The following is an 18,986-nucleotide window of genomic DNA, read 5'->3' as shown; positions in this document are numbered from 1 at the left end:
GGCGTGACCGAAACCGTCGCCGCTCCGCGCACGCTCGATGACACCTTGAAGGACGCGATCCGCAAGGCGTACACGACGCTGCAGGCCAATACCCCCGGCTTCTCCACCCGTCGCTCGCAGAGCCAGATGATCGGCGTGGTGTCGCGCGCGCTGTCGAAAAGCGGTGGCGTGGGCGTGGTCGAGGCGCCCACCGGCGTCGGCAAGAGCCTGGGCTACCTCACCGCAGGCGTGCCGATCGCGCTGGCCAGCAAGAAGAAGCTGGTGATCAGCACCGGCACCGTGGCGCTGCAGTCACAGCTGGTCGAGCGCGATATCCCGAATTTCCTCAAGGCCACCGGCCTGGAAGCGACCGTGGCGCTGGCCAAGGGCCGTACCCGCTACCTGTGCACGCGCAATGCTGCCGAAGCGCAGGGCGAGGGCTCGCAGGGCGGCATGTTCGAGGATGACGCGCCGCTGTTCGACCGGCCGCTGGCGCCGATCGAGATGGACATCGCCAAGCGCCTGACCGACGCCTTCACCGGCGGCAGCTGGGATGGCGACATCGACAACGCACCGGAGACCATCAGCCCCGGCCTGCGCAGCCGCATCACCACGCCGGCCTCGGGCTGCGCCGGGCGCCGCTGTGCCTATTCGGCGCAGTGCGCGGTGCTGCGTTCGCGCAACACGGTGCGCGATGCACAGATCGTGGTCACCAACCACGCGCTGCTGTTGTCGGCACTGTCGATCGGTGACAGCGACAACGGCCAGCCATTGATCGCGCCGCCGTCGGACATGCTGCTGGTGCTGGACGAAGGCCATCACATCGGCAACGTGGCGATCGACCAGGGTGCGGCCAGCCTCGCGCTGGATGAGATGGCCAAGCGTACCGGCCGCCTGCAGATCCTGATCGCCGGTGCCTACCGTGCGGTCGACAAGGACCGCCTCGGCAACCTGCTGCCCAACGAAGCGATCGAGGTGGCCAGCAACGTCGCCAAGCAACTGCGCGCGTTCCGCGACCACATCGAACGGGTGTGGATGCCGGCGCCGGCCGACGAAGAGCCGATGTGGCGCGCGGCCAATGGGCGCCTGCCCGACGCCTGGCGCGAGCCGATCGAAGCGCTGGCCGACGACACCCGCAGCCTCTACAACTGGGCGCATGCCGCCACCGCGCAGGTCGCCAAGGGCAAGCCGGACGATGCCGCGCGCGAGCGCCTGCAGCGCAACCTGGGCATGGCGCTGGAAATGATCGAGCAGCAGTACAACCTGTGGCAGGCGTGGCGCCGCGAGGACAAGGACGGCGCGCCGCCGATGGCGCGCTGGGTCACCGCTACCCGCGACGGCGACCTGGTGCTGCATGGCTCACCGGTGTCGGCCGCGCACGTGCTGCGCAAGCTGCTGTGGGATGAAGTGGACTCGGTGGTGATGACCTCGGCGACGCTGACCGGCGGTGGCGACTTCCAGTCGCTGGCGATCGACAACGGCATTCCGGAAGAGGCCGAGATGGTCTCGCTGTCGTCGCCGTTCGACCTGCCCAACCAGGCCGAGCTGATCGTGCCGAAGTTCCCGGTCACGCCTGACGACCGCGAAGGGCACCCGCGCGAAGTGGCGCGCTACCTGGACACCGAACTGGACTGGGCCAAGGGCTCGATGGTGCTGTTCACCTCGCGCTGGAAGATGGAGAAGGTGGCCGGGCTGATGTCGGCCGCGCGCCGCAAGCAGGTGCTGGTGCAGGGCGAGATGTCCAAGACCCGGCTGATCGACGAGCACCTGCGGCGCGTGGCCGCGGGCGAGGGCTCGGTGCTGTTCGGGCTGAATTCGTTCGGCGAAGGCCTCGACCTGCCCGGTGAGGCCTGCACCACGGTGGTGATCACCCAGGTGCCGTTCGCGGTGCCGACCGATCCGCAGACCGCTACGCTCAGTGAGTGGTTCGAGGGGCGCGGGCTCAACGCCTTCAACCTGATCGCCATTCCGCATGCGTTGCGCACGCTGACCCAGTTCGCCGGCCGCCTGATCCGCACCTCCACCGACACCGGCCGCGTGGTCATTCTGGATTCGCGGCTGCTGACCCGCCGCTACGGCAAGCGCATCATCGACGCGCTGCCGCCGTTCAAACGCGTGATCGGCTGACCGGTAGTGCCGGCCGCTGGCCGGCAAAAAGGGGACGGAGGGAATTAAGTCGTAAGTGGCACAAACGACCTCACCACCGCCGTCTCCGGTCGCTAGCGCCGTAACGGCAGCCATTGCCCTTCGCTGGCGCTGCGCCACAGCCATTCGACCGGCCCGAAGCGATGGCCACGCAGCCACCACGCGCTCGCCCACAGTTGCAGCGGGAACACCACTGCCGCCACCAGGAGCACTGGCCACAGCCCGTACTGCGGGCCGATACCCAGCCCGAAGCCGGCAAACAGCGGCACGCAGATCGCGCTTTGCAGCAGGTAGTTGCTCAGTGCCATGCGCCCGGCCGGCACGAACACGCGTAGCATGCGCTCGGCCCACGGGCGCAGATAGAGCAGGGTGAAGATCGCCGCCGCAGCAATGCCCAGCGCCAGCGGCGCAACGCGATAGGACACGCGCAGCAGGTAGCCGGGCACGCCCGCACGCAGCGCCGGCCATGCCTGTTTGAGCGCATCGGCCTGGGCATCGATCCACAGGAACACCGCTGTCAGCAGCAGGCTGCCGATGGCGATCGAGCGCAGCAGCGGCAGATGCGCCTGCGGCTGCTGCAGCAGCCCGCGACGGCCGGCCCAGTAGCCCAGCAGGAAGCGGCCGAGCACGAAGAACAACAGCGCCCAGTTGCTCAGCTTCAGCCATGCGGCCAGCTGCAGGTTGTGCCACCACGCCTGCGCCAGCGTGCCGTGCGCAAGGGCATCGAGCGCCATGGCGTTCATCTGCGCGCGCGGTGTGAGCAGGGCGACCCATTCGCGGATCCACGGCGACAGCAGCGGTGGCAGCAACAGGGCGATGAACATCCCACTGAACAGCAGTGCGCGATCACCAAGGTGACGGAACAATGGCAGCAGCAGGCCCACCAGCGCATAGACCAGCAGGATGTCGCCCCACCAGACCAGCACCGAATGCAGCAGGCCGATCACCAGCAGTACTGCCATCCGCCGCAGGTGCGCGGCCATGCTACCGCGGGCGTTGCCGTCCATCTGCATTGCTACGCCCATGCCGAACAGCAGCGAGAACAGGGTGATCGCCTTCATGTCCACCAACCACGCCATGCCGGTGCGGATGGCATGGTCGAGCGCCGCGCTGGGCAGTGCCTGCTGCGCGGCCTCGGTCATCAGTGCATCGAGCGAGAAGAAGCGCAGGTTGACCAGGAACACGCCGAGCAGCGCGAACCCACGCAGGGCATCGATGAGGGGCTGGCGCGGCGGGCGGTGGGTCATGCCGCGCAGCGTACCGGATCGGTAGCGCCGGCCGCTGGCCGGCAACCGTTGTTGGTAGATGCCGACCTTGGTCGGCGCTGTGGGTTCCGTGCCAACCAAGGCTGGCACCCACCAGAACGATGCGGCGGTTGTTGCAGGGGTAGTGCCGGCCGCTGGCCGGCACCTGCACCGCGATGGCCCACATCGATGAGGCTGCCGGCCAGCGGCCGGCACTACCGCACGGGGGTCAATCGCCGAGCAGCGCGGTGTTGCGTACGGCACCCTTGTCAGCGCTGGTGGCCAGCAGCGCGTAAGCCTTCAGCGCACTGGTGACCTTGCGCGGGCGCGGTGCGCGCGGCTTCCAGCCGCGGGCATCGGCGTCGGCGTGGCGCTGGGCCAGCGTGGCCTCGTCCAGCAGCAGGTCGAGGCGGCGGGCCGGGATGTCGATGCGGATGCGGTCGCCGTTTTCCACCAGGCCGATGACACCGCCGCTGGCGGCTTCCGGCGAGACGTGGCCGATCGACAGGCCCGAGGTGCCGCCGGAAAAGCGGCCATCGGTGAGCAGCGCACATTGCTTGCCCAGCCCCTTCGATTTCAGATAGCTGGTCGGGTACAGCATCTCCTGCATGCCGGGGCCGCCCTTCGGGCCTTCGTAGCGGATCACCACCACCTCGCCCGGCTGCACTTCGTCGGCGAGGATGCCGGCAACGGCGGCGTCCTGGCTTTCGTAGACGCGCGCGGGGCCTTCGAACACGTGGATCGACTCGTCCACGCCGGCGGTCTTCACCACGCAGCCATCCACGGCCAGGTTGCCGCGCAGCACGGCCAGCCCGCCTTCCAGCGAATACGCGTGCTGCAGCGAGCGGATGCAGCCCTCGGCGCGGTCCACGTCCAGCGTCGGCCAGCGCGTGGCCTGGCTGAAGGCTTCCTGGGTGGGGATGCCGGCCGGGCCAGCCTTGAAGAAGGTATGCAGGGTGTCGTTGTCACTGCGCACCACGTCCCAGCGTTCCAGTGCTTCGGCTAGGCTGGCGCTGTGTACGGTCGGCACCGTGGTTTCGAGCAGGCCGGCGCGGTCCAGTTCACCGAGGATGCCGAACACGCCGCCGGCGCGATGCACGTCCTCGATGTGGTACTTCGGCGTGTTCGGCGCCACCTTGCACAGCTGCGGGACGCGCCGCGACAGCGCGTCGATGTGGGTCAGGTCGAAGTCGACCTCCGCTTCCTGCGCGGCAGCCAGCAGATGCAGGATGGTGTTGGTCGATCCGCCCATGGCGATGTCCAGGGTCATCGCGTTGGCGAACGCGGCCTGGGTGGCGATGCCGCGCGGCAGCGCGCTCGGGTCTTCGCCGCCATACCAGCGGTGGCAGAGTTCGACGATCAGGCGGCCGGCACGGCGGAACAGCGCCTCGCGGTCGGCATGGGTGGCCAGCGTGGTGCCATTGCCCGGCAGCGACAGGCCCAGTGCTTCGGTCAGGCAGTTCATCGAGTTGGCGGTGAACATGCCCGAGCAGGAGCCGCAGGTGGGGCAGGCGCTGCGCTCGAACGCCGCCACTTTCTCGTCGGAGGCGCTGTCATCGGCGGCCACCACCATCGCATCGACCAGGTCCAGCTTGTGCTCGGACAGCTTGGTCTTGCCCGCTTCCATCGGCCCACCGGAGACGAACACCACCGGGATGTTGAGGCGCAGGGCGGCCATCAGCATGCCGGGGGTGATCTTGTCGCAGTTGCTGATGCACACCAGCGCGTCGGCGCAGTGCGCGTTGACCATGTACTCCACGGCATCGGCGATGATCTCGCGGCTGGGCAGCGAATACAGCATGCCGTCGTGGCCCATCGCGATGCCGTCGTCCACGGCGATGGTGTTGAATTCCTTGGCGACGCCGCCGACCTGTTCGATCTCGCGCGCGACCAGCTGGCCGAGGTCTTTCAGGTGCACGTGGCCGGGCACGAACTGGGTGAAGGAGTTGGCGATGGCGATGATCGGCTTGTGGAAGTCGCCGTCCTTCATGCCGGTGGCACGCCACAGGGCGCGGGCGCCGGCCATGTTGCGGCCGGCAGTGGAGGTGCGGGAACGGTATTCGGGCATGGCTGGCGGAACGGGCGGGCCGTACGACGTGGGGGTCAGCCGATCATGGCCAATTTTTTCGGTTGCTGCTGCAACCACCTTCACCGCTTGCAGCGGCTTGGTGGTCCGCGCATTTCCCCTTATCCCCGCGCCTTCGGCGCGCCCCCTTGAACAACTAAGGGGGCTTCTTGCCGGAGACTTGGCTGCGCGCGCCGGGCCTAGCGGGGCGCCGCGGGGGGTGTGCCAACCAAGGTTGGCACCTGCCAGAGCGGTGCGCCGCCCGGGGTCGGATCCCATCGCGGCGCGATGGGCTCTGACCCCAATGCCCGACGAAAATGAAAGTCCGTTCATCTTTCGGACTTTGCCGATTCCGGTTGCTGGTCCGGATTTGGCATCATTGGGGCATTGATCCGTCGACAGGGCATGAGGCCATGAAACGTTCCCGCACCACCGCGCTGCTGCTGATGAGCGCTGCGCCGCTGCTGTTCACCGCCTGCCAGAAGGAGCCGGAGGTGAAGGTGCAGGAAGGCCTGTACACCTCGGTCGAGGCCTGCACCGAGGCCACCGGCGATCCGTCGTCGTGCCGCAATGCCTTCGCCGAAGCGCAGAAGCAGGCCGCCGATGCGGCGCCGAAGTACGCCAGCAAGGAAGCCTGCGAGAAGGACTACAAGCCGGAACAGTGCGTGCAGCAGCACACCTCGGCCGGTACCTCGTTCATCGGCCCGATGATGATGGGCTTCTTCATGTCGCAGATGCTGAGCAACCGCGGCGGCCTCGCCCCGCAGGCGCCGGCGGCGTCGCCGGCCTACCAGGACAAGAGCGCTGGTTGGGCGCGTCCGGCACCGGGCGGTACCGGTGGCCTGAACACCGCCAGCGGCATCGGCGCCGGCAAGGCTGGCCTGGCGCCGGTCACCAGCGAGCCGAACCGTGCGGTCACCGCCAGCCGTGGTGGCTTCGGCAACACCAGCGCACGCCGCAGCACCAGCGGCAGCTACGGCGGCTGATCGACCCATGCAGCGCATCCGGATTGCCGCGCGTGCCCAGTGGCGGGCACGCGCGGATGAAGCGGGTTTCCGCTTCCACACCATCGACGGCCAGCCGTATTGGGATGAAAGCGCGTACTACGCCTTCACCCTGCGCCAGATCGAACAGGACATCGAAGACCCCAGCGCCGAGCTGCACCAGATGGCGCTGGACCTGGTCGGTGATGTCATCGGCAGCGAGCGCCTGATGGACCAGCTGGCGATTCCGTCGCATTACCGCGACTGGATCGCCGACAGCTGGCGCCAGCGCCAGCCGCATCTGTACGGTCGCCTGGACCTGGCCTACGACGGTACCGGCCCGGCCAAGCTGTACGAGTTGAACTACGACACGCCGACCTCGCTGTTCGAGGCCAGCTTCTTCCAGTGGCAGTGGTTGGAAGACCAGCGCAATGCGGGTCGCCTGCCGCAGCATGCTGACCAGTTCAACGCGATCCACGAAGCGCTGGTCGAACGCTTCGGCGAACTGGCCACGCAGTTGCCGCCGCCGCTGTATTTCAGCGCCGTGGGCAGTTCGGAAGAAGACCGCGGCACCGTCGACTACCTGCGCGACTGTGCGTCGCAGGCCGGCCTGCATGGCCAGGCCATCGCCATCGAGGATATCGGCCTGTCCGAGGACGGTCGCTTCACCGCGCTGGACGATTCGGTGATCGGCACGCTGTTCAAGCTGTACCCGCTGGAAGACCTGATGGCCGAGGAGTTCGGCCGCGCGCTGCCCGGCTCGGGCGTGCAGCTGCTGGAGCCAGCGTGGAAGGCGGTGCTGAGCAACAAGGGCATCCTGCCGCTGCTGTGGCAGCGCAACGTGGGCCATCCGAACCTGCTGGAGGCGCATTTCGATGACGGCAGCACGCTGGCGTCGGGCTGGGTGCGCAAGCCGCTGTTCTCGCGCGAAGGCGCCAACATCGAGATGCACCTGGCCGATGGCAGCACCCAGCGCAGCGACGGGCCTTACGATGGCCCGGCGATCATCCAGCGTGCGCATCCGCTGACCCGCTTCGAAGGCGGCTACCCGCTGATCGGCAGCTGGGTGGTGGGTGACCACGCCTGCGGCATCGGCATCCGCGAAGACGACAGCGCGATCACCCGCGACAGTGCGCGCTTCGTGCCGCACGCGATCGTTGATGAGGCGCCGACGCGGATCTACGTCTGATGACGGTACGGCGCAACCGGGCCGGCGTGGGCAACCGACGCCGGTCGTAGAACAACCCCTGTAGGTAGAGGCCGACCTTGGTCGGTGCTGTTGATTCCGTGCCAACCAAGGTTGGCACCTGCCAGGGCGGTGCGGCGGTTGTGGCAGGGGTAGTGCCGGCCACTGGCCGGCAACCGCCGTTGGTAGATGCCGACCTTGGTCGGCGCCGTTGATTCCGTGCCAACCAAGGTTGGCACCTACCAGAGCGGTGCGTCGGTCGTTGCAGGGGTAGTGCCGGCCGCTGGCCGGCAATCGGTGTTGGTAGATGCCGACCTTGGTCGGCGCCGTTGATTCCGTGCCAACCAAGGTTGGCACCTACCAGAGCGGTGCGTCGGTCGTTGCAGGGGTAGTGCCGGCCGCTGGCCGGCAATCGGTGTTGGTAGATGCCGACCTTGGTCGGCGCCGTTGATTCCGTGCCAACCAAGGTTGGCACCTACCAGAGCGGTGCGTCGGTCGTTGCAGGGGTAGTGCCGGCCGCTGGCCGGCAATCGGTGTTGGTAGATGCCGACCTTGGTCGGCGCCGTTGATTCCGTGCCAACCAAGGTTGGCACCTACCAGAGCGGTGCGTCGGTCGTTGCAGGGGTAGTGCCGGCCGCTGGCCGGCAACCGCCGTTGGTAGATGCCGACCTTGGTCGGCGCTGTGGGTTTCGTGCCAACCAAGGTTGGTACCTACCAGAGCGATCGCTGGTATCAGAGCAGCCCTTCGCGCTTCACCGCCAGGTAGCGTTCCACCAGCGCACCGGGCAGGGCATCGGCGGTCACGTCCAGCACCATCACCTTCTCGCTGCGCAGCGCCTCATGCGCCTTCGCGCGCTGCTGCAGATACAGCGCCGCTGCACCGGCCTGGGTGGCGTCTTCCAGTGTCTGCACTTCGCTGTCCAGCACGCCGTCCAGCTCACGCTCGCGCAGGCTGGCCACGCATACCAGATGGCGCTGCTGCAGCAGGCGCACCGCCGCCAGCAGGTCTTCGATGTCTTCGTCGCGCACGTTGCTGACCAGCATCACCAGCGCGCGCCGGCGCTGGCGCAGCGACACTTCGGTAGCGGCGGCCAGATAGTCGGTGGCCACCGCGCGAGGCTGCAGATCGTAGCTGGCGCGCAGCAGGTGCTCGACGGTGCCCATCCCGCGCTGCGGTGCCACCCAGCGGCGCTCGCCACCGGTGGCGAACAGGCCGGCGGCATCGCCCTGGCGCAGCGCTAGGTAGGCCACCACCAGCGAGGCGTTCAATGCATGATCGAAGTGCGAGAGCCCGCCTTCGCTGGCCAGCATGCGGCGGCCACTGTCGAGCATCAGCAGCAGCTGCTGGTTCTTCTCGTCCTGGTACTCGCGCGAGATCAGCTTGCGCGCACGCGCGGTGGCCTTCCAGTCGAGCTGGCGCAGGCTGTCGCCGATGCGGTACTCGCGCATCTGATGGAAGTCGGTGCCTTCACCACGGCGACGCTTCACATGTGCGCCGACCAGCCGCGAGGCCTGGTCGGCACTGAACAGGGCGAAGCGGGTGAGCGGTACGAAGTTCGGATAGACCCGCACGTCCAGTGCTGGCGGCAGCGTGCGTTGCTGCCACCACAGGCGCCACGGTGAACGCATGCGCAGGTGCACGCCTTCGAAGCGGAAATGCCCACGCTGCAGCGGCTGCAGATGATAGTGCAGGGTGGAGGCACTGCCGGCCTGCAGGTGCACGCGCTGCGGCAGTGACTCCAGCGGCCAGCCGCCGGGGACCAGATCGAACACCTGCACCGTCATCGGTGCGTCCGCCTGCAGCCGCAGTGCAGCCTCGCGGCGCACGCCCAGTGCCAGCGCTTCGGGCAGTTCGCGCTGCACCTGCGGCGACGGACGCCGCCACTGGCGCCATAGATCCACCAGCGCCGGCACGGCAATCGCCAGCGCCGCCAGCGCCCAGCTCCAGCGCGGCAGCAACCCGCCCAGCACCAGGCCGCCCAGGACAGCCCAGGCCAGCAGCAGCGCCAGCAGCAGCGGGGCCGGCCTCATCGGCGCGGCGCTTCCACCTTGGCCAGCAGCGCGCCCAGCACGTCGTCGGCGTCCTGGCCTTCAATCTGCAGTTCCGGTGCCAGCGCGATGCGGTGGCGCAGCGCCGGGCGTGCGATGTCGCGCACATCATCCGGGGTGACGAAATCACGACCGGCCAGCACCGCCTGTGCACGCGAGGCACGCACCAGCGCGATGCTGCCACGCGGGCCAGCGCCGACCGCGATACCCGGCCACTGCCGGGTCGCCGCGACGATGCGTACCGCGTAATCGATGACTTCGTCATCGACCGTGATCGCCGCAGTGGCGCGCTGCAGTTCCAGCAGCTCGCCGGCGCCGAGCACACGCGGCACCTGGCTGAGGTCGAAATCGCTGGCGGCGCGGCCGCTGGTGATTGCGGTCACCATGCGCTTCTCGTCCTCCAGCTGCGGGTAGTCGATCAGCACCTTCAGCAGGAAGCGGTCCAGCTGTGCTTCCGGCAGCGGGTAGGTGCCTTCCTGCTCCAGCGGGTTCTGCGTGGCCAGCGCCATGAACGGCGGCGCCAGGGTGAAGGCCTTGCCTTCGATGGTCACCTGGCCTTCCTGCATCACTTCCAGCAGCGCCGACTGGGTCTTGGCCGGTGCGCGGTTGATCTCGTCGGCCAGCAGCAGGTTGGTGAACACCGGGCCGCGACGGATCTTGAAGCTCTCGCTCTTCGGGTCGTACACCGCGTGGCCACTGACGTCGCTGGGCATCAGGTCGGGGGTGAACTGTACGCGGCCGTAATCCAGTTCCAGGGCCTGTGCCAGTGCGCGCACCAGCAGGGTCTTGCCCAGCCCGGGCACGCCTTCGATCAGCACGTGACCACCGGCGAGCAGGGCCACCAGGATCTGGTCCAGCACATCGGCCTGGCCGATGAAGGCGTGGCCGACGGCATCGCGGATGGCATCGACGCGTTCGATCAGGCGGGCGTTGGCGGCCGCCGGCAGCTCGGGGACTTCAGTCATAGCAGGGATCTCATCTGGAGCAGCAAGCGGATGCGCTCGCGCAGGGCGGAGGAATCGTGCGGCGGTGGGGGCGTGAGCGCGCTGGCGACGCGGCCCTGCGGCCACTTCAGCAGCTCGGCGATGGCCTGATCGCGCGGCGCACCATCCAGTGCGGCGGCAATCGGTGCGCGCAGGCGCAGGCGGTGCAGGAACAGGGCGAGCACGGCCTCGTACAGGCGTATGCCGTGACCGAAGCGCAGCAGCAGTTCGCCACTGGCGCGCACGTGCTCCAGCAGCGAACGGCGTTCCAGCACCGGTGACGGCAGCAGGCTGCCGAAGCGCTGCGAGCGGCCCCACAGCCAACCCAGCAGGGCCAGCAGCAACGGTGCCCACAGCGGCCAGCCCTGATAGAACATGCGCGACCACAACGACGGCGGGCGGCTGGCATAGACCAGCCAGACCGCACCCTTGCCGTAGTTCGGATCGAGCAGGTAGCGGGTCAGGTCGCGATGGGCAGGATCGTGCAGGCCGTCGCTGGCCTTGCCTGCGGCAGAGGCCAGGCGCGCTGCCGGTGAGTCCACTTCGCTGCGCATGAACTCCATGTCGGCCAGCACGCTCACTCTGCCCTGGCCGTGGCGCAGGCGCGCGAACACCAGGTCGCGATCAGTGCCCCAGCGGCGTTCGGCCTGCGCACTGGCCGCAAACCCCAGGGTGAAGCGGCGGCCACCACAGAATTCGACGTGGCCCGGATCGTCGTCGACATGGAAGGCCTGGCAGTCGCTGCGCTGGAACAGGCTGTCCACGCTCAACTGGTCCAGCAGGGGACCCTGCGTGCTGCTGGCATCGTCCTCGGCCGGTGGCGGTGTACGCACCAGCAAGTGGCCGCCCTGGTCGACCCAGTCCAGCAGCTGTTTCACCGCCGGCGCCGGCAGTTCGCTGCTGTCCTGCAGCAGCACCACCGTGTCGTGGCGCCCCAGCGTCATCTGCTGCAACTCCAGCCGCGGTCGCGAATGCACGTCGATGCCATCGGCGCGCAGGGCCTGGCCGAGTACGTACAGCGGGTTGTAGGCGGCCTCGCCCTGTGGCGGCAGCCGGATCGTCTCGGTCACCCGCTCGTGCGTGCGCAGGTAGAGGATGGTCAGCGGCACACCGAGCAGCACCAGCACCCCCAGCAGCAACGACCAGAACAGGCGCGGACTCATGCCTGCCACCCGTACTGCTGGCGCAGGGTGCCGGCCAATGCATCGAAATCGGCGCGGCTGGGCAGGCGGCCACCGTAGGCGGCGTACTGCCACATGCGCACGATGCGCGCGAACAGGTCACGGTCGCTGGCCTGGGGCATGCGCCGCGATGCGCGCAGGCATTGCGCTTCGGTGGCACCGGGTGGAAGCGCGATACCGCTGCGCTCGCCCACCGTGCGCACACTGGCGCGGTACAGCAGGGCCAGCGCCTGCCGCGGCCGGCCCTGGTCCCACAGCAGGCCAGCCTGGGTGGCCACGTCTGGCGGCAGCACCACCGGCAACTCCACCTGCTCCTCCAGCACCTTCGGTGCAGCGTCGGCCTTGCGGCGGCCACTGCCACGCAGCCACGGCAGCCACAGCCGCGCGGTCAGCAGCAGCACCAGCAGCAGGATGCCGAGCAGGCCCCACAGGCCCCATTCGGCCAGCCGTGCCAGCCAGGCGATGCCGTCCTTGCGCGCTTTGCGTTCACCTTTGCTGTTGGCGTCACGCTGCAGCTGCTTGTCTTCCTTCTTTTTTTCCTCGGCCTGCTCGATCGGCTTCCAGCGGGTGACCTCGCGGGTCGGGCGCTGCAGCGGGTCCTCATAGGCGCGGTTCACCGCCTGACGGAAACCGGCGGTGTCCACCGGCGTACCGCCGAAGATCATTGCCGGCGTGTTGGCCGGGTCGATGGTCGGTCCTTCGTCGCCTTCCTCGGCGTCGATGCCACGGTCGTTGGGCTTGCCCATGGCACGTTCGGGCCCGGTGTCCGCGTCCTGCGCATGCACCGGTGTGGAGAGCAGCGGCAGTGCCAGGCACAGCAGCAGCGCCAGCGTCGATGCCGCCGGCAGCAGGCGGTCGCGCAGGCGCCGCAGGGCGATTTCCACGTCCCAGGCTTCCATCTGCGTACGCCGGTTCAGATACAGGCCGAAGCCGGCACCAACGTAGAAGGGCCCGATCAGCACCGACGCCAGCCAGCATGCCAGGTTGAAGCCCAGCCGCGCCCATGCGGGCGTGTCCTGGCCAATCATGTCCCATGCGGTGCGCCACGATTCGGACATCAGCTCCAGCGGCATGAACATGAACACCGCGCCGATCGCGCCGGACACGAGCACCGCTTCGAACGCCATGCAGGTCACGGTGAGCACCAGTGCCGCGCCCGCTGCGCCAGCTGCCACCGCCCGACGGCGTGGACCGCGTTGGCCCGGCGTGTTGCCTTCCAGCAGGTTCACCGGCAGGCACAGGCTGCGCAGCACGCTGAAGCGGCGCCAGCCCAGGTAGCCCCAGAAGCCGCTGTTGCCCCACGCACCCTGTGCGCGCAGCGCCGCCAGCGTGCCGACCGGCTCGCCGAAGATGCCGCGCGACAGCACGTACAACGGCGCTCGTTCGAACAGTGGTTTGCACCACCACATCGCCAGCCAGGCCCAGCCGAACGCATCCAGCCACCAGCCCAGTGCGTTGAAGATCACGAACAGCGGGGCGCTGGCCAGCAGCCAGCTGCCCCAGACCGCACGTGCGTGGCGGCGGGCGAGGGCGCTGCCCAGCTCCATGGCTTCCCAGCCGCTGCGCGCGCGCAGCACCACGTCCAGGCGGTCAATGCGCATCGCCGCCTCCACGTCCGCCGCGCCACAGCCACAACAGCACGCCGGCCCACAGCACGCCGGCCACGCTGAACTTGCCCCATGCGGGTACTTCGGCGATCGATGACCAGAAGGCCTCGATGAAGGCCGCGACCAGCAGCATGAAGGCGACGCCGAGGCACAGCCGTGCGCCGATGCGGCCGCCGTTGACCAGTGCATCCAGGCGGCTGCGCCGGCCCGGTGCCAGCAGCTTCATGCCCAACTGCAGCCCGGCGCCGCCGGCGATCACGATCGCGGTCAGCTCGAAGGCACCATGGCCGACCACGAAGCGCCAGAACGGGCCGCCGTGGCCGATGTGCTGCAGGTGGCCGGCCACCGCACCGATGGTCACGCCGTTGAACAGCAGTACCAGCAGCGTGCCCAGCCCGGCCAGCAGGCCGCTGGCGAAGGTGCGCAGGGCGATGCTGATGTTGTTCATGACGTAGTGGCCGAACATCATCCAGTCGGTGCCGCTGTCGCGGCCCAGGCGTTCGGCCGCGGGGTCGTACATGCGCTCCATCTCGGCAATCTGGCGGTTGTCCATCAGCATGTGGATCAGGTCCGGATAGGCCTGCGCCAGCACGAAACAGGCCACCGCCGGCAACGCGAACATCGCCAGTGCCACCCACATGCTGCGTGCCTGGCTGCGGACCAGCAGCGGAAAGTCGGCCACCAGGAACTCCAGTGCCGCGCGCCAGCGCGTCGGCCGCGTGCGGTACAGCACGCTGTGGCCCTGCTGCATCAGCTGCTGCAGGCGCTGCACCAGCTGTGGGCTGTAGCCGCGCTCGCGGGCCAGCGCCAGCTGCTGGCACAGGCGCCGGTAGCGCTGCGGGAAGGCAGTGTCGTCCAGTGCCAGGCCGCTGGCCTTGCGGCGCGTGCGGCGCGAGGCACCGGCGCGCAGCAGCAGCCACTGCTCCAGGTCCTGCCACTCCTGTTGATAGCGGGCGACGAACTGTTCCTGCTTCATCGCCGCCCCAGCAGCCAGTTGGCCATGGCGTACAGGCGCAGCACGGCGACCTGGCCGTGGGTACCGGTCAGGGGCTCGGCAATGCCGGCCAGCTCCTGCTGGCGTGCCGCCGACAGCCGTGGCGCGCGCTCGGCAAAGGCCATCAGCGCGGCCTGCTCTTCCGGGCGCAGCGGCTGTGGCGGGGCCAGTACGCTGTCGATGGTGGGTGGCGGCGGCAGATACAGCGCAGGCGCGTGCACCACCACGGTGCCGGCCACCAGGTCACCCAGGCGCCGGCCATGCGGGTCGAACAGGCTGCTGATCAGGCCCAATGCATAGCCGAACGGCAGCATGTCCACGGTACGCAGCAGATTGCGGGTGATCGACGCCATCCAGCCCACCGGTGCGCCATCGCGCGACAGCACCCGCAGGCCCAGTGCGCGCTTGCCGAGGGTACGGCCCCACAGTGCCTCGCAGACGATCGGGTAGGCCCAGTAGACGAGGAACATCAGCACCAGGTAGAGGCCGGAGCCGAACTTGTCCAGCAGCGCCAGCGGAATCGACATCAGTACCAGCACCGCGATGCGTACGCCCAGGTCGATCAGCCAGGCCATCGCCCGCGGCAGCGGACCGGCTGCCGGCAACTGCAGCAGCACACCCTCCGGCGTCACCACCTCGCGGTAGGTATCGAGCATCGGTGCGGCCATCAGTGCGATGGCCTTCGTTGTGGGCGCCGGAGTCCTCTCCGGCAGGCGTCCACAGGCATGGGGGTCTCGACAGGTCCTGGTCGGGCCCAGACTTTAGCAGAGCCGCATGGCGGCGTTGGCTGCTCAGCCCAGGTATTCATCCTTCAGCCGCACGTAGTGGTCGGCCGAGTAGTGCAGCGACTCGATTTCCCTGTCGCTCAGCGTGCGGGCCGGGCGGGCCGGGTTGCCGACCCAGAGCTCGCCTTCGCCCACCACCTTGCCCGGGCCGACCACCGCACCGGCACCGACGAAGCCATGGCGCTCCACGCGGGCGCCATCGAGGATGCAGGCGCCCATGCCGATCAGGCTGTAATCACCAATGGTGCAGGCGTGGATGATGCAGCCATGGCCGACCGTCACGCCTTCGCCGATCAGGGTCGGGTAGCCGGCCTTGTTGTACGGGCTGTGGTGGCTGACGTGGATGATCGTGCCGTCCTGCACATTGGTGCGCGCACCGATGCGCACGTAGTTGACGTCACCGCGGATGATCGTGCCCGGCCACACCGACACGTCATCGGCCACTTCCACGTCGCCGATGAGGGTGCAGGCCGGATCGATGTACACGCGCTCGCCGAGGACGGGCATCTTGTCGCGGAAGGGGCGCAGCGGGTTCATCGGTGTCTCCGGAAATCAGGGCGTTCACTGCGATGATACCCGCGTGGTCCGCACGCCGCGTGCCTGCCGCGGGGTAGTGCCGGCCGCTGGCCGGCAACCTCATGGGCGCATCTGGATTTCCGTGGTTGCCGGCCAGCGGCCGGCACTACCAGAAGCCGGCGCGGTCGCCTATGCAGGCGCGAGTTCGGCCAGCATCTTCCGGAACAGTGCGTCCAGCCAGCCGTTGTCACCCTGTCCGGCCGCCAGCTGCGGGACCTGCGCGGTGCGCACGGCCATTGCATGGTCGATGTAGTCGCTGATGATGACGACGCGCGGACGGGCGGTGACTTCGGCGCTGGCTCGCTTGACCACCAGCAGGGCGTCGATGGCGTTGCGCACGGGACCGTCAGGCAGCAGCCGGTCCAGCAGGTCCTCGAAGGCCATCGGCGGCGGCGTGGATTCGCTTTCGATCCACTGGCAGGCAAGCAGGGCACGCAGCACATACAGGTACTTCTTGGTACTGACGGTGGGCTCGCCCAGATGGCGGCTGTACGTGGTCTTCGCCATGCTCATGTAGTGCCACCAGCTGCCCAGCGGCGAATAGAACCCCTTCGCTGCCTCCCACAGCTGCGCCACCGCAGCGTCATCCTGCTGGTACACGATCGGCGAACGCAGCCACTCGATCAGCGTTGGATTGGACTTGGAGACCAGCCGCAGTGCCTTGCGCAGGTCCCAGCCACTGACGTCGAGCTCCTCATCGATCGGCAGCTCGATCACATCACGCTGCGCTTCGCCGGGACCGGTGCTCTCGTTGACGCTGAGGTACCACGGCTGGCGATGCACGTAGATGAAGCGCGCGTCGTAGTCACTGTCCGGCGAGGAGAAGCCCCAGCCGCGGCTGCCCGATTCGCAGGCCAGCAGCACACGCACATCGTGGCGCTGTTCGATCGCGGCGAGGGTGGAAAGGATGGCGGCGCGCTTGTCCGGCGCGATCGGGTGGATATCGTCCATGCAGTCGTGTTCGCAGTGTCGAGCGTGCTCGACTGTAACGCAGGTGCGCACGGGTAGTGCCGGCCGCTGGCCGGCAACCTCATGGGCGCACCTGGAATTCTGCGGTTGTCGGCCAGCGGCCGGCACTACCGGCTAGGGTTCGTAGCTGTAACCCATCCCGTATACCGAGCGGATCGGCTCGCCTTCCATGCCGGCGTCGGCCAGCTTGCGGCGCAGGTTGCGCACGTGGCTGTCGACGGTACGGTCGACCACCACGCGATGGTCCAGATAGAGGCGGTCGAGCAACTCATCGCGGGCCCAGATCCGGCCGGGCGTGGCCAGCAGGGTGCGCAGCAGGCGGTACTCCACCGGCGTCAGGTCCAGGCCTTTGCCGTTCCAGGTGGCGCGTGCCGCCGGCTCATCGATGTGCAGGCCGCTGTTGGCGCGTGCAGCGGGGTCCGGGCGGTAGCGGCGCAGCACTGCCATCACCCGCGCGACCACTTCGCGCGGACTGAACGGCTTGCAGATGTAGTCGTCGGCGCCGATCTCCAGGCCCAGCAGGCGATCGATCTCTTCCACCCGCGCGGTGACCATGATCACCGGCACGTCACTGCTGGCACGCAGTTCGCGGCACAGGTCGACGCCGTCGCGCTGTGGCAGCATCAGGTCCAGCAGCACCAGATCAGGCTGGTAGCGCGCGAAGGCGTCGATCACCTGGCCGCCATCGTCCACCCATTCGCTGGCCATGCCGGCGGCGGCCAGGTAGTCGCGCAGGACCGAGGCCAGGCGTGGCTCATCCTCGACGATCAGGATCTTCGCGGACGCAGCGGGGGACGTGCTCATGCAGGCTCCGGCAGGGTGATGACCACGCGCAGGCCACCCAGCACCGAAGGCTCGGCGTGGATGTGGCCGTGGTGGGCGAGGATGATGTTGTGGCTGATGGCCAGGCCCAGCCCGCTGCCGCCGCTGGCACGGTTGCGCGAACTCTCCACCCGGTAGAAGCGCTCGAACAGCAGCGCGCATTTGTCGGCCGGTACGCCCGGAGCGGTGTCTTCCACGACCAGCTGCACGCCGGCGGGCACGCGCGCGGCCTGCACACGTACGCGGCCGCCGGTATGGGTATAGCGCAGCGCGTTTTCCAGCAGGTTGGCGAGGACCTGCTGCAGGCGCCGCTCATCGCCGGAGACCGGCAGCGGGCCGGCCGGCAGGTCTTCTTCCAGCGCCAGGCCCGCATTGGCGAAGCGCACGCGCATGCCATTGAGCTCGCTGCGCAGCAGTGCCACCAGGTCCAGCGGCGCGAAGCGGTAGGCCAGGCCCCCGGACTGGGTCATCGACAGGTCGTGCAGGTCGTCGATCAGTTTGCCCAGCTGGCGGATCTCGCCCTGCAGGGCACCGAGGTTGGCGCGGTCCAGCGGGCGGATGCCGTCTTCGATCGCCTCCAGTTCGGCGCGTACCACCGCCAGTGGCGTACGCAGTTCGTGCGAGATGTCGGCGATGAAGGCGCGGCGGTTGCGCTCGGTATCATCCAGCGCTTGTGCCATCCGGTTGAAGTCGTTGACCAGTGCGTCCAGCTCGTCATCGCTGGTGCGCTGGATGCGGGTGGCGTAGTCGCCGGCGGCGAGCCGGTGGGTGGCGGCGGCCAGCTTGGCCAGGCGCTGGCGCAGCGCGCGTGACACCAGCCAGGCCAGCAGTACCGTCACCAGCAGCAGCGAGATGCCGATCACCCACCATGCGCGCATCTGGGTGTTGTAGAAATTCAGATCGTTGGTGGCGATGACGGTCTGGAACGGCACCATGCCCAGCCAGCCCACGGTGTGCCCATCCAGCTGCACCGGATGCGGATCGTCATCACTGGTGGCATCGGGGTTGCCGGCCACGAACCGATGCTGCTCATCGAACAGGCCCAGCCGTGAGGGAACGCCGGTCTGGTCGGACAGCGGCGGCACCGGGCCTTCGTGCCCATGGGCCAGGTCCGGGCGCAGCAGCCGCGCCCAGCGGTCACTGTCGCCGCGCAGATGCTCCCAGCCGCCGTGGGCGCTGTACTCGCGCTGCAGGTGGGGCATCAGGCGCTGCATGCGCAGGTCGCCCTGGTCGTTGAGGTAGTCCAGGAAGCCGGTCTGGAACGCCACGCGGCTGGCAATGCCGTTCACTGCCAGCACCAGCAGGCAGGCGGTGAAGATCGCGAGGAAGGTCTTCGCGGTCAGGCCGAATTTGAGTCGAATCTTCGCCATCGCGGGGGCCATTAGCGGCGCATGCGGCGCTGAAAGCAAGCGTCAGCT

The 18,986-nt window shown here is 68.5% G+C and carries 15 protein-coding genes; 3 read left to right on the top strand and 12 right to left on the bottom strand.

The window, feature by feature from the left end; all coding sequences use genetic code 11:
* Window positions 1-3 precede the first annotated feature (3 nt).
* Window positions 4-2,106 carry an ATP-dependent DNA helicase DinG gene (gene dinG / locus D5301_RS03380; protein ID WP_094001302.1) on the top strand — a complete coding sequence of 701 codons (2,103 nt, stop codon included), beginning with the start codon at window positions 4-6 and terminating at the stop codon, window positions 2,104-2,106.
* A 92-nt stretch (window positions 2,107-2,198) separates the two neighbouring features.
* On the opposite strand, the gene D5301_RS03375 is transcribed toward dinG, so the two are convergent.
* Entirely contained in the window at window positions 2,199-3,371 is a 1,173-nt protein-coding gene (locus D5301_RS03375; RefSeq protein WP_153854772.1) for a DUF418 domain-containing protein, read from the bottom strand.
* 226 nt (window positions 3,372-3,597) lie between these two features.
* The gene (ilvD, locus tag D5301_RS03370) at window positions 3,598-5,436 is read right to left on the bottom strand and encodes a dihydroxy-acid dehydratase (protein ID WP_153854771.1); all 1,839 of its coding nucleotides are present in this window, start codon (window positions 5,434-5,436) and stop codon (window positions 3,598-3,600) included.
* 410 nt (window positions 5,437-5,846) lie between these two features.
* On the opposite strand from ilvD, the gene D5301_RS03365 reads away from it, so the two are divergent.
* Window positions 5,847-6,419 (top strand): DUF1190 domain-containing protein, encoded by a 573-nt coding sequence (locus D5301_RS03365; protein WP_071228542.1) that lies wholly within the window; start codon window positions 5,847-5,849, stop codon window positions 6,417-6,419.
* Window positions 6,420-6,426: 7 nt separating this feature from the next.
* Complete coding sequence (locus D5301_RS03360; RefSeq protein WP_153854770.1) at window positions 6,427-7,605, top strand: glutathionylspermidine synthase family protein; 1,179 nt, start codon at window positions 6,427-6,429, stop codon at window positions 7,603-7,605.
* Window positions 7,606-8,334: 729 nt separating this feature from the next.
* On the opposite strand, the gene D5301_RS03355 is transcribed toward D5301_RS03360, so the two are convergent.
* The 10 genes from D5301_RS03355 to baeS all read right to left on the bottom strand — a co-directional run bounded on the left by D5301_RS03355 (window position 8,335) and on the right by baeS (window position 18,950).
* Complete coding sequence (locus D5301_RS03355; protein ID WP_153854769.1) at window positions 8,335-9,633, bottom strand: DUF58 domain-containing protein; 1,299 nt, start codon at window positions 9,631-9,633, stop codon at window positions 8,335-8,337.
* Entirely contained in the window at window positions 9,630-10,616 is a 987-nt protein-coding gene (locus D5301_RS03350; RefSeq protein ID WP_005411535.1) for a MoxR family ATPase, read from the bottom strand. The genes D5301_RS03355 and D5301_RS03350 overlap by 4 nt, the downstream gene beginning before the upstream one ends.
* Window positions 10,613-11,797 (bottom strand): DUF4350 domain-containing protein, encoded by a 1,185-nt coding sequence (locus D5301_RS03345; RefSeq protein WP_153854768.1) that lies wholly within the window; start codon window positions 11,795-11,797, stop codon window positions 10,613-10,615. The genes D5301_RS03350 and D5301_RS03345 overlap by 4 nt, the downstream gene beginning before the upstream one ends.
* Window positions 11,794-13,416, bottom strand: a complete 1,623-nt coding sequence (locus D5301_RS03340) for a DUF4129 domain-containing protein (protein WP_153854767.1) — start codon at window positions 13,414-13,416, stop codon at window positions 11,794-11,796. The genes D5301_RS03345 and D5301_RS03340 overlap by 4 nt, the downstream gene beginning before the upstream one ends.
* Window positions 13,406-14,398, bottom strand: a complete 993-nt coding sequence (locus D5301_RS03335; protein WP_153854766.1) for a stage II sporulation protein M — start codon at window positions 14,396-14,398, stop codon at window positions 13,406-13,408. Before D5301_RS03335 ends, D5301_RS03340 begins: the two co-directional genes overlap by 11 nt.
* Window positions 14,395-15,084, bottom strand: coding sequence for an RDD family protein (locus D5301_RS03330; RefSeq protein ID WP_110714058.1), 690 nt, complete (start codon window positions 15,082-15,084; stop codon window positions 14,395-14,397). The genes D5301_RS03335 and D5301_RS03330 overlap by 4 nt, the downstream gene beginning before the upstream one ends.
* A gap of 123 nt (window positions 15,085-15,207) precedes the next feature.
* Entirely contained in the window at window positions 15,208-15,738 is a 531-nt protein-coding gene (locus D5301_RS03325; RefSeq protein ID WP_153854765.1) for a gamma carbonic anhydrase family protein, read from the bottom strand.
* A gap of 168 nt (window positions 15,739-15,906) precedes the next feature.
* Window positions 15,907-16,728: a nucleotidyltransferase domain-containing protein gene (locus D5301_RS03320; RefSeq protein ID WP_110714056.1), complete on the bottom strand. Its 822-nt coding sequence runs from the start codon at window positions 16,726-16,728 to the stop codon at window positions 15,907-15,909.
* A gap of 132 nt (window positions 16,729-16,860) precedes the next feature.
* Window positions 16,861-17,550: a response regulator gene (locus D5301_RS03315; protein ID WP_110714055.1), complete on the bottom strand. Its 690-nt coding sequence runs from the start codon at window positions 17,548-17,550 to the stop codon at window positions 16,861-16,863.
* A complete protein-coding gene (gene baeS / locus D5301_RS03310) occupies window positions 17,547-18,950 on the bottom strand; it encodes a sensor histidine kinase efflux regulator BaeS (protein WP_153854764.1) in 1,404 nt (467 codons plus the stop codon). The genes D5301_RS03315 and baeS overlap by 4 nt, the downstream gene beginning before the upstream one ends.
* Between the last annotated feature and the right edge of the window lie 36 nt (window positions 18,951-18,986).

It is taken from the genome of Stenotrophomonas sp. MH181796 (genome assembly GCF_009659995.1).
GTDB classification, from domain to species: Bacteria; Pseudomonadota; Gammaproteobacteria; order Xanthomonadales; family Xanthomonadaceae; genus Stenotrophomonas; species Stenotrophomonas riyadhensis.
The sequence above is the reverse complement of the archived record's forward strand: the minus strand, read 5'-3'. Positions and strand labels throughout refer to the sequence as shown.